Here is a 13,328-nt window from a genome sequence, read left to right as displayed (position 1 = left end):
GCCACGCGCAGGAGGCGGCGACATGAGTTTTCAGAGTGCACTTTTCTGTCCAATGGGACGCACGCAAAGCGCGGCATCCCGGCAGGCCGCTGGCCCTGCGCTACCTCTGACGGCTGTCATCGTCCCGGGGCGGGTGTCCGCCGGGCCCGCCCTTCTTGGGTTTCTTGGGTGGCTGTTGTCTGTCTTGGCCGGGCGGATGGGAGCGTGGGGTTCCCGGGCCGTGTTGCGGCGGTTGTGGCGGATGCTGTCCGGGCGGGTACGGCCGGTGCGGCGGCGGTGGTGGCGGGCCCGCTCGGTGCGCGCGGTAGCGGTACTCCCAGCGGTCGCGGTCGCGGTAGAAGTAGCGATTGCGGTAGTGCTCGTGCCAGTAGTCCGGCAGGACGAAGCCGACCACGGTGATGCCGATCCGCGGACCGTAGTAGATCACGGGCACGTCGCGATCGTAGTACGGATACATGATGTAGGCGCCATACATCCAGCCGCGGTCCGGCCCGATGACGACGTCGCACCAGCTGTAGTCGCCGAGGCAGCCCTGCACGGAGATGGCGATGCCGGCGGGGACGATGGCGACGACCGGATAGTCGGGCGCCGGACCCGCGCGCAGATGCACGCTGACGGCGGTGTACACGCGCTGTGCCTGCGCCAGACCGGGCAGCAGCACCGCCAGCATCAGCAGGAAGCCCAACGCGCCGAGCTTCTTCATGTCGTCCTCCTCGGTCGGCCCGCCAAAGACGCGGGCAGCTACCGACGGCGTCGCCATTGGCATGTAGCCATCGCGCGTCTGGCGCACCTTGCGCGAGATCAATGGCGCTGCGAGGGAAGCGGCTGGGCGGCGCGACGCAGCTCGGGTCGACGCGGCGCGAAGTCGGTCAACGGTTGCGCGGCGCGGCGACATCTTGCTGACGGACGTGCGCGTTGCATCGCGAGGCGACGGCCGCACACCGCGGCCAGTCCGCAGGAGAGGCGATGGCCGAGCCCCGCCTACTCCTCGCTGCCGCCCGTGCGCTGGCGCTGCGGCTCGGCGTCGACGGCGACATAGAGCGGGTCGGGCGTGTCCAGGCGCAGGGCGGTGAGCGTGCCGCCCCACACGCAGCCGGTGTCGATGGCGTGGATGCCGAGGCCGGCGAAGCGGCCGAGCGCCGACCAGTGGCCGCAGATGATGCGCGTGTCGCGGCGCACCGTGCCGGGCACCTCGTACCAGGGATACAAACCTGGTTTCTGCGTGCCCGGCGTACCTTTCTCCTCGAAGGCGATGCGGCCGCGTACGTCGCAGTAGCGCATGCGCGTCAGCACGTTGATCGCCGCGCGCAGGCGGTCGATGCCGCGCAGCTTCGGATTCCACGTCGCCGGCCGGTCGCCGAACATCTGTTTCAGCAGCTTGCGGTACTGCGGGCCGGTCAGTGCCTGCTCGACCTCGCGCGCGATGCGCTGCGCCTGCTCCAGCGTCCACGACGGCGCCAGGCCGGCGTGCACCATCGTCCAGCCGAGCGCGGCGTCGTGGTGCAGCAGCTTCTGCGCGCGCAGCCAGCCGAGCAGGGCGTCGCGGTCGTCGGCGAACAGCACGCGGCGCAGATCCGGGTTGGCCTTGGCCTGCGACTCCTGCTTGCGCTCGGCGACGGCGAGCAGGCTGAGGTCGTGGTTGCCGAGCGTGACGATGCTGCGCTCGCGCAGCGAGTAGGCCAGCCGCAGCACCTCCAGCGATTCGCCGCCGCGGTTGACCAGGTCGCCGCAGAACCACAGCGTGTCCCGCGCGGGATCGAAGCGCAGCTTCTCGAGCAGGCGCTGCAGTTCGGGATAGCAGCCCTGGACGTCGCCGATCGCCCAGACCGCCATCAGTGCAGGGTCCGCGGAATCGACAGCGTGAACTGCGGGATCGGCGCCTCGAAGCGCGCGCCGTCATCGGCGAGCATCTCGTAGCTGCCGCGCATGGTGCCGATCGCCGTCTCCAGCACCGCGCCGGAGGTGTACTGGAAATCGTCGCCCGGGCGCAGCCAGGGTTGCTCGCCGACCACGCCTTCGCCGCGCACTTCCTCGACCTTGCCGTTGGCGTCGGTGATCACCCAGTGCCGCGACAGCAGCCGCGCCGGCAGCTTGCCGCGGTTGCGGATGGTGATGGTGTAGGCGAACACGAAGCGGTTCGCGTCCGGCTGCGACTGCTCCGGCACGAAGCGGGTCTCGACTGCGACGTCGATGGCGTAGGGCGGAGGTTGCGGGGCGCTCATGACCCGATTGTCGGCCAGCGCCGTCGCGGCCGGCAAGCCCGCCTCAGGCGGCAGGCGCAGCAGCGAGTCGTACGAAGTCGGCCGGCGCGAGCGTCTCCGCGCGGGCGCGCGGGTCGACGCCGGCACCGCGAATCGCCGCTTCGTCGAGCACGCCCTTCAGCGCGTTGCCGAGCGTCTTGCGGCGCTGGCCGAACGCGGCCTTGACCACGGTGGCAAGGCGCTGCGCATCGACCTGCGGACGTTGGGCAGGCGGCAGCGGCACCAGGCGCACCACGGCCGAATCCACCTTGGGCGGCGGGCGGAACGCGCCCGGCGGCACGCGGAACAGCGGCTCGACGCGGCAGGCGAGCTGCAGCATCACGCTCAGGCGGCCGTACACCTTGCTGCCCGGCGCGGCGGCCATGCGGTCGACCACTTCCTTCTGCAGCATGAAGTGCATGTCGGCGATGGCGTCGGCGTGCTCGAGGCAATGGAACAGGATCGGGCTGGAGATGTAATAGGGCAGATTGCCGGCGAGGCGCAGGCGGCCGCCGGCGGCCAGCGCGGTGAAGTCGACGGTGAGCACGTCGGCGTGGACGATGGTCAGCTTGCCGTGATCGCGAGCGCGCGCTTCGAGCTGCGGGATCAGGTCGGTGTCCAGCTCGATCGCGGTCAACGCGCCGGCGGCGTCCAGCAGCGGCAGCGTCAGCGCGCCTTCGCCGGGACCGATCTCGACCAGGCGGTCGCCCGCCCTGGGCGCGATCGCCGCGACGATGCGCTCGATGTAGCCGCGCTCGTGCAGGAAGTGCTGGCCGAAGCTCTTTTTGGCGCGCATAAGGGGCCGGAAAAGTGGGGAAGCGAGAAATGGGGCGAGATGAGCGCGCGGCGTTTACGCGTTGCTCGCGCCTCTTCGCGCTTTTCCCGCTGCTGCGAGTTCGAGCGCCATGTGCGCGGCGGCGATCAGGCTGGCGGGATCGGCACGACCCGTGCCGGCCAATTCCAGCGCGGTGCCGTGGTCGACCGAGGTGCGCACGAAAGGCAGGCCGAGGGTGAGGTTGACCGTGCGGTCGAAGGCCTCGCTCTTCAGCACCGGCAGCGCCTGGTCGTGGTACATCGCCAGCACGGCGTCGTAGCGCGCGCGCATCGCCGGCACGAACGCGGTGTCGGCGGGCAGCGGGCCGAGCAGGTCGAAGCCTTCGGCGCGCAGCGCCTCCATCACCGGCGCGATCGTCTCGATCTCCTCGCGGCCGAGGTGGCCGCCCTCGCCGGCGTGCGGGTTGAGGCCGAGCACGGCGATGCGCGGCCGCGCGATGCCGAACTTGGCGACCAGCTCGCGCCGCACGATGCGCAGCGTGCGCGCGAGGCCCTCGCGCGTGATCGCCGCCGGCACCTCGGCCAGCGGCAGGTGGGTGGTGGCGAGCGCGACGCGCAGCGCGTCGCTGGCCAGCATCATCACCACTTCGGCGCCGGCGCGTTCGGCGAGGAACTCGGTGTGGCCGCTGAACGCTTCGCCGGCGTCGTTGATCGCCGACTTCTGCACCGGCCCGGTGACCAGTGCGTCGAACTCGCCGGCGAGGCAGCCGTCGGCGGCGCGCGCCAGCGTGTTCAGCACGTAGAACGCATTGCGCGGATCGGGCCGGCCGGGCTGTTCGGTCGCGCGCAGCGGCGCGGCGAGCACGCGCAGCGCGCCGGGGGCGCGCAGGGCGATGCGGCGGCCGGGATCGTAGGGCTCGAGGTTGATCGCGACGCCGGCGGCGCGCGCGGCGCGGTCGAGCAGCCCGGGATCGGCGATCGCGACCAGGTCGGCCGCGATCGGCGTGGCGGCGAGGCGTGCGACGAGTTCCGGCCCGACGCCCGCCGGCTCGCCGGGGGTGACGGCGAGACGCGGCAGCACGGGCCCGGCGGTCACGGCGCGCCGGCGCCCGCCGCGGCGCCCTGTCCGACGCGCAGGTCGACGTAGGCGTCGGCACGCAGGCTGCGCAGGAAGTCGTCGTAGGCTTCCTCGGCCTTGCGGTTCTGGATCGCCTGGCGCGCCTGTTCGCGCTGCATTTCCTTGCTGCGGTCGACCTCGCGCGTGCCGAGACGCTGCACGATGTGCCAGGCGTCATCGACCTGGAACGGCGGCGAGACCTCGCCGTCCTTCAGGCCGGCCAGCACCTGGCCGATGGCCGTGCCGTACTCGTCCTGCTGGAACCAGCCGAGATCGCCGCCGAGGTTGGCGCTGCCGGTGTCGTCGGAATTCTCCTTCGCCAACTTGGCGAAGTCCTCGTGCTTGTCGACGATGCGCTGGTAGAGGTCGCGCGCCTTCTGCTCGGCCTGCTGCGGCGTGACCAGTTCCGTGGTGCGCACCATGATATGGCGCGCGTGGTACTCCGTGACCATCTGCTTGCCGGCGGCATCGCGCTTCTCGATCAGCTTGAGGATCTGGAAGCCGCCGGGGCCGCGCAGCGCGTCCGTGACCTGGCCGGGCTGCATGTCGGCCACCATGTTGACGAAGGCGCTCGGCACCTCGTCGTAGCGGCGCCAGCCGAGGTCGCCGCCCTCGAGGGCGTCCGGCGCGTCGGAGTAGCGGATCGCGGCGGCGGCGAAATCCATGCCGTTCTTCAGGTCGGCCTCGACCTGCTGCACCTTGGCCTGCGCCTTGGCGATGTCGTCGGCGCTGGCGCCCTGCGGCACGCCGACCACGATGTGCGCGAGATGCACCTCGCCGCTCTTGAAGCCGGGGCTGGAGAGCAGGTTGTCGATCTCGGTGTCGCTGACTTGCACCGCGCCCTGCAGCACCTTCTGGCGCAGGCGCTGCACCAGGATCTGGTCGCGCAGCTGGTTGCGGTACTGCGCGTAGTCGTAGCCCTGCTGCGCCAGCGCCTCGCGCAGTTGCGGCAGGGTGAGGTTGTTCTGCCGGGCGATGTTGGCGATCGCCGCATCGACCTCGCCGTCGGCGACGCGGATGCCTTCCTCGTTGGCGCGCTGCACCTGCAGGCGCTCGAGCACCAGCCGTTCCAGCACCTGGCGCTGCAGGATGTCCTGCGGCGGCAGCCGCTGCGGCTGATTGGCGTACTGGCGCTGGATGCCCTGCATGGCCTGGTCGAGCTGGCTCTGCAGGATCACGTCGTCGTTGACCACGGCGACGATGCGGTCCAGCGGCTGCGTCGGTTGCAGCAACTGCGCGCGCGCCTGGGGCAGGACGCTGCCGGCCAGCGCCAGCAGAAAGAGGGCGGCGATGCGTTTCATGCGTGGGCGGTCTCAGGCCGGGCGGGATGCGGCGCGGTCATTCGTAGCCTTGATAGCCAAGGATAGCACGGCGCAGGAAGGTGCCCGTCTGCTGGCCGACGTTGCCGATGCCCTTGAATTCGATCTCGAAATAGGTGGCATTGTCGCTCTGGCCTTGGAAGTTGTGCACGAAGTGGCGCTGCAGCAGCCGCACCGCCACGCAGCAACTGTCGTACTGCACGCCGGCGAAGGCCTCGAGGGTGCGATGGTCGCGCACCGAGTAGTTCCAGCGGCCGACGAGGCTCCAGCGGTCGTTGACCGGAAAGACCGTGGAGACGTCGTATTGTTCCAGCAGGTTGCGCCGGTAGCGGTAGGCGAAGTTCAGGATGCCGTCGTCGGCGATGCGGCGCTGGAAGCCCACCGTCGACACGTCGGTCGTGTTGGTGTTCGGATTCCACTGCTGCGAGGCCGTCATGCGCCAGCGGTCGTTCAGTTGCAGGGTGAATTCGGCGACGTAGTTGGAGCCGGCGAAGTCGGTATCGGGCTGCCCGGGCAACTGCACGCGCTGCGGGTCGAAGTAGTAGATGCGGCCGATGCTGGCCGACATGCGCTCCACGCCGCCGCCGTCGAGCAGGCGCGTGGTCAGCGCCACGGTGAGGTCGTTGGCGTCGCCCTGGCGGTCGGCGCCGGCGAAGCGGTTGCTGCTGAAAAGCTGCCAGTAGTCGAAGGTCAGCAGCCGCGAATCGAAGATCGGCAGGTTGTCCTGGTTGCGGTAGGGCACGCGCAGGTAGTACAGCCGCGGCTCGAGCGTCTGCGTATAGCTGTCGCCGAACAGGCGGGTGTCGCGCTCGAAAATCAGGCCCGCGTCGACATCGGCGATCGGCACGCTGCGACTGGGGTGGTTGTCGGTGTCGCGGTGCAGGTCGTAGGCGGTGTAGCGGTAGCCGACTTCCGGGCGCACGAACCAGGCGGCGCCCTCCAGCGGCCAGGTGATGTACGGAAACAGGTCGATGCGGTCGCCTTCCAGCGCGTCGGGCTTGCGGAACGCCACCGCTTCGCTGCGCACGCCCCAGCGCAGGCCGCTGTCTTCGCCGAACATGCCGTTCTCGCCGTTGAAATACAGGCGCGGCAGACGCTTGTACGGCTCGGCGCTGACCGGCAGGGTGGGGTCGGTCAGCTGGTAGGCGTCGACGCCGAGGCCGGCCGACCACCAGTCCCCGGAGCCGTTCAGGTAGGCGTTCGAGCCCAGCACCGAGGTGGCGGCGGAGAGCAGGCTGTTGCCGAAATCCTCGAAGTAATGCGCATCGGAAACGCGATTGATGTTGGTGCTGAAGCTCCAGCCCGGCGCCACCCGAGTACTGCCGAGGAAGTTCAGCGAGCCGCGGTCGCGGTGCGCCTCGCGATCGTCGGGCAGGTAGGTGAACTCGAGCTGGCCCTTGCTGGACTCGGTGAGGAAACGGAACTCGCCGCCGAGCATGTAGCCGCGCGAGGAGTAGCTGCGTGGGTACAGCGTGGCGTCGTAGTTGGGCGCCAGGTTGAGATAGAACGGCAGGGTGATGCTGAAGCCGGCGTTGTTCGAGTTGACCAGCGAAGGGTACAGGAAGCCGGTCTGCCGACGGTCGTCGACCGGGAAACGCAGGTACGGGAAGTAGAAGAACGGCACCCCGTCGTACCACATGCTGACGTTGCGCGCGCGGCCGACGCCGCTGGCGCGGTCGATGCTGAGCGAGCTGGCGTGCAGCTCCCACTGGCGCGCATCCGGATCGCAGGTCGAGTAGGTGACGCTCCGGAACGTGCTGTGCTGCTTGTCCTGCAGCTCGGCGCTGCGGGCGACGCCGTTGCCGCGCGACTGCAGCAGCTGGTAGCGCACGTCGTCGGCGTGCGCGCGATTCGGCGTGGTCGTGCCCTGCATGGCGTCGGCGGAGAACAGCAGGCCGTGGTCCTGATAGCGCACGCCGCCGCTGGCGCTGTAGGCCGTGCTGTCGCGGGTGTAGTCGAGGCGTTCCGTGCGCAGCAGCTGGTCGGCGCGCTGCATGCGCACGTCGCCGCTCAGGTGGAACACGTTGCTGTCCGGGCTCTGCAGCTCGGCGGCGTCGACGTCGGTCGTCGCCTGTTCGCGCAGGTTCGGGTCCTGCGGCAGGTCCGGCACGTAGAAGCCGAGCAGCGCGTTCGGCTTGCACAGCGCGTAGCTGACCGGCTTCTTCGGACAGGTGAACGCGCCCAGCGGGCAGACGTCGTCGCCCGCCTGCGCCGCGCCGGCGGCGCCGTACAGGGCGAGGGTGGTGGCGAGCGCGAGGAGCCGCCGCGACGGCAGTGGGCGTGAGCGACGCTGCACGGGTCCGGTCGTCCAGGACAGGATGGGAAGGGCCGTAAGATGCCCGAAAGCGCGGCCCGGCGGCAAATGGCGCCGACGGGCCGCTCAGCCCAGCAGCGCGCCGACATGGGCGGCGCAGGCCGCGCGCAGCGCGGTCAGGCTGTAGCCACCCTCCAGGCTGGAGACCAGCCGCCCGCCGGCGTGCGCCTCGGCCAGGTCCACCAGCCGCCGGGTGATCCAGGCGTAGTCCTCGGTCTCGACGTCCAGATTGGCCAGCGGATCGAGGCGGTGGGCGTCGAAACCGGCCGACACCAGCACCAGTTGCGGGCGGAACGCGAACAGCCGCGGCAGCAGCAGGTGCTCCCAGGCGTCGCGGAACGGCTCCGGGCCGCTGCCCGGCGGCAGCGGCGCGTTGACGATGTTGCCGGCGCCGCGCTCGTTGATCGCGCCGGTGCCGGGGTACAGCGGCATCTGGTGGCTGGAGGCGTACAGCACGCGCGGCTCGTCCCAGAAGATCGCCTGCGTGCCGTTGCCGTGGTGCACGTCGAAGTCGACCACCGCGACGCGCCTGAGCTGGTGCGCCTCCAGCGCGTGCGCCGCGGCGGCGGCGACGTTGTTGAACAGGCAGAAGCCCATCGCCGCGTCGCGGGTGGCGTGGTGTCCGGGTGGACGCACCGCGCAGAACGCGCGCCGCGTTTCGCCGGCCATCACCGCGTCCACCGCCGCGCAGCAGGCGCCGACCGCGCGCAGCGCGGCCTCCAGCGAGCCGGGCGACATCGCGGTGTCCGGATCGAGGCGGCTGAAGCCGTCCTGCGGCGCGGCGCCGAACACGCGCGCGAGGTGTTCCGCGGCGTGCACCCGCAGCAGCTGCTCGCGCGTCGCCGCCGGCGCCTCGACGCGGTCCAGCGCGGCGAAGCGGTCGTGGTCGAGCGCCTGCAGCACCGCCTCCAGTCGCGCCGGCGCTTCCGGGTGGCCGGGCCCGGGATGGTGGCCGAGGCAGGCGGCGTGGGTGTAGAGGCGGAGCGTCACGCGGAGCGTCGGTACAGGGCCAGACCCCAGGCGCACAGCGTGGCGCCGGCCAGCAGGCCGACCCAGGACGCCCACGGCGGGACCGTCAGCGGCCCCAGGTGCAGGCTCCAGCCCTGCAACAGGCGCAGCGCGTGCGCCAGCGCGGCCAGCCCGAAGATCGCGCTGCTGAGGCCGAGGTAGGCCCTGGCGTTCATGGCGCGGGATCCTTGCGGCGCCGCTCGTGCTGCCACAGCGTCTCGCCGTGGCCGCTGGCGCGGGCCAGCACGCGCGCCAGCACGAACAACAGATCGGACAGGCGATTCAGGTAGCGCAGCGCCTGCGGGCGGATCGTCTCCTGCCGCGCCAGCGTCACCGTCGCGCGCTCGGCGCGCCGGCACACGGTGCGGGCGAGGTGGCAGCAGGCCGCCGCCATGCCGCCGCCCGGCAGGATGAACTCCTTGAGCGGCGGCAGGTGCTCGTTGAAGCGGTCGAGCGTCGCCTCCAGCCGGGCGATGTCGCGGTCCTCGATCGTCGCCATGCCGGGGATGCACAGCTCGCCGCCGAGGTCGAACAGGTCGTGCTGCACCTGCGTCAGGGTTTCGCGGACGTCGGCGGGCACGCCCTCCGCCGCCAGCACCATGCCGATCGCGCAGTTCAGTTCGTCGACGGTGCCGTAGGCTTCGACGCGCGGCGAGTCCTTGCCGACGCGCGTGCCGTCGCCGAGGCCGGTGCTGCCGTCGTCGCCGGTGCGGGTGTAGATCCTGGAGAGCCGGTTGCCCACGCTGCGCTCCGCGATGAAAGGGGCGTGATGGTAAACCCGGCGCCGCGGCCGCGCAGCGCGCATCGCAGCACGCGCGCGACGGGCGGCGCCGTGAGCGGGATGCGCGCGGCGCGGGGCGCGCGTCAGGCGCGCGCCGGCTGCGGCGCCAGCGCCGGGAAGCTGCGGCCGAGCAGGGCGAAGCCGCCGAACAGCAACGCGCTCCACGCCAGCGTGCCGGCCAGCCAGGTCTTGAAGAACGGCAGCGCGGCGACGTAGCAGGGCAGCAGGCCGGCGCGGCAGAACTCGGTGCCGCCGACCGCCCACTCGGCGAAGTTGGTGACCACGAAGAACAGCACCGAACCGGCGACGCCGTAGCCGGCCACGCGCAGCGCCGTCGCGCGGCCGCGCAGGCCGAAGCCGAGCACCGTGCTGGCGGCGATGCAGGCATAGATCACCGGCATCAGCGCATAGGTGCCGATGATCAGGTCGGAGACGAGCATGGCGGCGAGCGGCACGATCAGCGCCGTGCGCCGGTCGCTGAAGTAGGCGCCGCCGAACAGCGCGATGGCCTCCACCGGGGTGAAGTGCCACGGCAGCACGCCGGGCACGAAGTGGATCAGCAGCCGCACGCCGACCGCGAACGCGATCATGCCGGTCAGGACCAGGGTGCGGGGGGTGAAGGTGCGGGCCGCGGCGGCGGATTCCATGGCGACGTCTTTACTCCCACTGAAAGCTCGGAACGTTCGAATAGCATACTTCAAACTGCCCGCCCCGGCAGGCGATGCGCACGGCGTGCGCCGGATCGACGCGCAGCGCCGGCGCGCGCGCCGGCGGCAGGCCGAGCGCGTGGCAGAGCAGCGCGCGGATCGAGCCCTGGTGCGCCACGGCCAGCACGCAATCGCCCTCGCGCGTCGCCGCCAGCAGCGCCGACAGCCAGGCGCCGGTGCGGCGCACCACGTCGGCGAAGCTCTCGCCGCCGGGCGCGGGCTGGATCACCCAGTTCTCGGCCCAGTGGCGGTGGCGCCCGGCGTCGTTCGCCATGACCCACTCCCAGCGCCTGCCTTCCCATTCGCCGAAATCGGTTTCGCGCAGGCGCGCGTCGGCCAGCGGCTCCAGCGCGAAGCGCGCGGCCAGCACCTGCGCGCTCTGCTGCGCGCGCCTGAGGTCGGAACTGAACAGGAAACGCGGAGGCGGCGCGGTCCAGCCGGCGGCGAGGCGCTGCATGGCGGTGAAGCCTGCCACCGCCAACGGCGGGTCGGAGCAGCCGACGCACGTGCCGACCGGTGCATCGGCGCCGCCGTGCCGCACCAGGATCAGCTCCATCGCCTGCTCCGCGTCATGGCCGCATCTTAGCCGTGCCGCGTATCATGCGGGGATGCCCGAACGCACCGAAATCCTGATCGTCGGCGGCGGCCTGGTCGGCGCCAGCCTGGCCATCGCGCTGGACGCGGCCGGCCGCGACGCCGTGCTGGTGGAGGCGGCGGCGCCTCGCGTGGACGCGCAGCCCAGCTACGACGAGCGCAACCTCGCGCTGTCGCGCGCCAGCGTCAACGGCCTGCGCGCGCTCGGCGTGTGGCCGCACGCCGAGGCGCAGGCGACGGCGATCCGCCGCGTGCACGTCAGCCGCGCCGGCGAGTTCGGCGCGACGCGACTCGCCGCCACGGAGTTCGGCGTCGATGCACTGGGCTTCACGCTGCCGGCGCGCGAGCTCGGCCGCGCGCTGCTGGCGCGCCTCGAGACATGCACGCGGCTACTGCGCCATGCGCCGGCGGCGCTGGTCGAACTCGCGCCGCACGCCGACGGCTGGCGCGCGCGCCTGCGCACCGCCGCCGGCGAGCGCGAGCTGCTGGCGCGCCTGGTGGTCGGCGCCGACGGCACCGAGTCGTTCGTGCGCGCGCGTCTCGGCATCGAGGCCGAGGTGCACGATTACGCGCAGACGCTGTTCGTCGCCACCGTCACCCCCGAGCGCGCGCCGGACGGTTGCGCCTACGAACGCTTCGCCGACGACGGCCCGGTGGCGCTGCTGCCGCTGGCGCAGGGCCGCGCCGGCCTGGTGCTGACCGTGCCCGCCGCCGACGGCGAGCGCGTCGCCGCGCTGCACGACGAGGCCTTCCTCGCGCTGGCGCAGGGGCGTTTCGGCTGGCGGCTGGGCCGGCTGGAGCGTGCGGGCGTGCGGCATCCGTATCGCATCCGCCGTGTCGCCGCGACCGCGTTGACCGCGCCGCGCGCGGTGCTGGTCGGCAATGCCGCGCAGACGATCCATCCGATCGGCGCGCAGGGCTTCAACCTCGGCCTGCGCGATGCGCTGACCCTGGCCGAGCTGGCCGCGGACGCCGCCGATCCCGGCGACGCCGCGCTGCTGCGCGCCTACGCCGCGCGCCGCGCCGAGGACCGTGAGGGCACGATGGCGATGAGCCACGGCCTGGTCGGCCTCGCCTGCCTGGCCGAACCGGCGCTGGCGCCGCTGCGCTCGCTGGCGCTGATCGCCTGCGACCGCGTGCCGCCGCTGAAGCGCGCGCTGGCGTGGCGCGGCATGGGCTTCCGCGGCGCGCCGCCGCGCGCCGTGCTGGAGTCGGCCGGGTGAGCCGCCGCGCGATGCCCGACGTCGCCGTGGTCGGCGGCGGCATGGTCGGCGCCGCCTGCGCGCTGGCGCTGACGCGCGCCGGCTTCGGCGCCTGCCTGATCGAGGCGCGCGCGCCGGCGCCGTGGCGCGCGGAGGACGAGGTGGACCTGCGCGTGGTCGCGCTGGCGCCGTCCTCGGCGGCGCTGCTGCGCGAGCTCGGCGTGTGGGAGGCGATCGCCACCGCGCGCGTCTCGCCGTACCGGCACATGCACGTGTGGGATGCCGCCAACGGCGCGGCGCTGGATTTCGACGCCGCGCAGCAGGGCCGCGACGCGCTCGGCTGGATCGTCGAGAACCGGCTGGTGCAGGACCGCCTGTGGCAGGCGCTGGATGCGGCCGGCGTGCGCCGCCTGTGTCCGGCCGAGCTGCGCGACTTCGCCGTGCGCGAGGACCGCGTGGCGCTGGAGCTGGCCGACGGCAGCGCGCTGTCGGCGCGCCTGCTGGTGGCCGCCGACGGCGCGCAGTCGCCGTTGCGCGAGCGCGCCGGCATCGCCGTGCGCGGCCGCGACTACGGCCAGCGCGCGGTGGTCGCGCACGTCGCCACCGAGCGCTCGCACGAACAGACCGCGTGGCAGCGTTTCCTGCCCGGCGGGCCGATCGCGTTCCTGCCGCTGGCGGACGGACGCTGCTCGATCGTGTGGTCGCTGCCGGACGCCGAGGCCGCGCGCGTGCTGGCACTGGACGACGCGGCGTTCTGCACCGAGGTCGGCGTCGCCGGCGATTTCCGTCTGGGCCGCATCGTCGCCGTCACGCCGCGCGCGGCGTTCCCGCTGCGCCTGAAGCTGGCCGAGCGTTACGACGCCGCGCGCTTCGTCCTGCTCGGCGACGCCGCGCACACGGTGCATCCGCTGGCCGGGCAGGGCGTCAACCTCGGCCTGCGCGACGTGGCCGAACTGCGCGACACGCTGCGCGCCGCGCGCGACGCAGGCCGCGATTTCGCCGTGGCGCACGTGCTGCGCCGCTACGCGCGCCGCCGGCGCAGCGCCGACACGCTGGACGCGCTGTCGTTCGACGCCCTGGCGCGCGTGTTCGCGCTCGAAGCCGAGCCGCTGGTGGCGTTGCGCGGCCTGGGCGTGCGCTTGCTCGACCGGCTGACGCCGCTGAAGCGCCGCCTGGGCGAGCACGCGGCGGGGCGCTGAGCGACATCCGCGCCGCGTTCGGCGCTAGTTGTGATCTCTCAGTAGGTTGTTCACCCGGGGCGAACCCGGGATT

Annotated in this window: 14 protein-coding genes; 2 read left to right on the top strand and 12 right to left on the bottom strand. The window is 72.4% G+C overall.

Translation table 11 applies throughout. From position 1 onward, the window contains the following. Window positions 1–100: 100 nt before the first annotated feature. The 12 genes from MBSD_RS06775 to MBSD_RS06720 form a co-directional block, all read right to left on the bottom strand. Window positions 101–703 (bottom strand): SH3 domain-containing protein, encoded by a 603-nt coding sequence (locus MBSD_RS06775; protein ID WP_062536282.1) that lies wholly within the window; start codon window positions 701–703, stop codon window positions 101–103. Between the two features lie 278 nt (window positions 704–981). Then, a complete protein-coding gene (locus MBSD_RS06770; protein ID WP_062536280.1) occupies window positions 982–1,833 on the bottom strand; it encodes a symmetrical bis(5'-nucleosyl)-tetraphosphatase in 852 nt (283 codons plus the stop codon). After that, on the bottom strand, window positions 1,833–2,222 hold the full coding sequence (gene apaG / locus MBSD_RS06765; protein ID WP_062536278.1) for a Co2+/Mg2+ efflux protein ApaG: 390 nt from the start codon (window positions 2,220–2,222) through the stop codon (window positions 1,833–1,835). The genes MBSD_RS06770 and apaG overlap by 1 nt, the downstream gene beginning before the upstream one ends. A 43-nt stretch (window positions 2,223–2,265) precedes the next feature. Continuing rightward, window positions 2,266–3,036 (bottom strand): 16S rRNA (adenine(1518)-N(6)/adenine(1519)-N(6))-dimethyltransferase RsmA, encoded by a 771-nt coding sequence (gene rsmA, locus MBSD_RS06760; protein ID WP_062536276.1) that lies wholly within the window; start codon window positions 3,034–3,036, stop codon window positions 2,266–2,268. 54 nt (window positions 3,037–3,090) lie between these two features. Further along, entirely contained in the window at window positions 3,091–4,110 is a 1,020-nt protein-coding gene (gene pdxA / locus MBSD_RS06755) for a 4-hydroxythreonine-4-phosphate dehydrogenase PdxA (protein WP_343192907.1), read from the bottom strand. Continuing rightward, a complete protein-coding gene (locus MBSD_RS06750) occupies window positions 4,107–5,432 on the bottom strand; it encodes a peptidylprolyl isomerase (RefSeq protein ID WP_062536274.1) in 1,326 nt (441 codons plus the stop codon). The genes pdxA and MBSD_RS06750 overlap by 4 nt, the downstream gene beginning before the upstream one ends. Before the next feature lie 37 nt (window positions 5,433–5,469). Continuing rightward, window positions 5,470–7,746, bottom strand: coding sequence for an LPS assembly protein LptD (gene lptD, locus MBSD_RS06745; protein ID WP_237071759.1), 2,277 nt, complete (start codon window positions 7,744–7,746; stop codon window positions 5,470–5,472). Window positions 7,747–7,830: 84 nt separating this feature from the next. Beyond that, window positions 7,831–8,754: a histone deacetylase family protein gene (locus MBSD_RS06740; protein ID WP_062536272.1), complete on the bottom strand. Its 924-nt coding sequence runs from the start codon at window positions 8,752–8,754 to the stop codon at window positions 7,831–7,833. After that, a complete protein-coding gene (locus MBSD_RS06735; RefSeq protein ID WP_062536270.1) occupies window positions 8,751–8,948 on the bottom strand; it encodes a hypothetical protein in 198 nt (65 codons plus the stop codon). The genes MBSD_RS06740 and MBSD_RS06735 overlap by 4 nt, the downstream gene beginning before the upstream one ends. After that, entirely contained in the window at window positions 8,945–9,514 is a 570-nt protein-coding gene (locus MBSD_RS06730) for a cob(I)yrinic acid a,c-diamide adenosyltransferase (RefSeq protein ID WP_062536268.1), read from the bottom strand. Before MBSD_RS06730 ends, MBSD_RS06735 begins: the two co-directional genes overlap by 4 nt. Before the next feature lie 122 nt (window positions 9,515–9,636). Continuing rightward, complete coding sequence (locus MBSD_RS06725) at window positions 9,637–10,200, bottom strand: DUF6580 family putative transport protein (RefSeq protein ID WP_062536265.1); 564 nt, start codon at window positions 10,198–10,200, stop codon at window positions 9,637–9,639. Between the two features lie 10 nt (window positions 10,201–10,210). After that, window positions 10,211–10,816 (bottom strand): histidine phosphatase family protein, encoded by a 606-nt coding sequence (locus tag MBSD_RS06720; protein WP_062536263.1) that lies wholly within the window; start codon window positions 10,814–10,816, stop codon window positions 10,211–10,213. A 52-nt stretch (window positions 10,817–10,868) separates the two neighbouring features. On the opposite strand from MBSD_RS06720, the gene ubiH reads away from it, so the two are divergent. After that, a complete protein-coding gene (ubiH, locus tag MBSD_RS06715) occupies window positions 10,869–12,077 on the top strand; it encodes a 2-octaprenyl-6-methoxyphenyl hydroxylase (protein ID WP_062536261.1) in 1,209 nt (402 codons plus the stop codon). 11 nt (window positions 12,078–12,088) lie between these two features. Continuing rightward, window positions 12,089–13,255: a UbiH/UbiF/VisC/COQ6 family ubiquinone biosynthesis hydroxylase gene (locus MBSD_RS06710; protein ID WP_082306533.1), complete on the top strand. Its 1,167-nt coding sequence runs from the start codon at window positions 12,089–12,091 to the stop codon at window positions 13,253–13,255. Window positions 13,256–13,328: the final 73 nt, after the last annotated feature.

Origin of the sequence: Mizugakiibacter sediminis (genome assembly GCF_000953855.2) — a bacterium.
Taxonomy (GTDB): Bacteria; Pseudomonadota; Gammaproteobacteria; order Xanthomonadales; family Rhodanobacteraceae; genus Mizugakiibacter; species Mizugakiibacter sediminis.
This window is presented reverse-complemented; position numbering and strand designations above follow the sequence as displayed.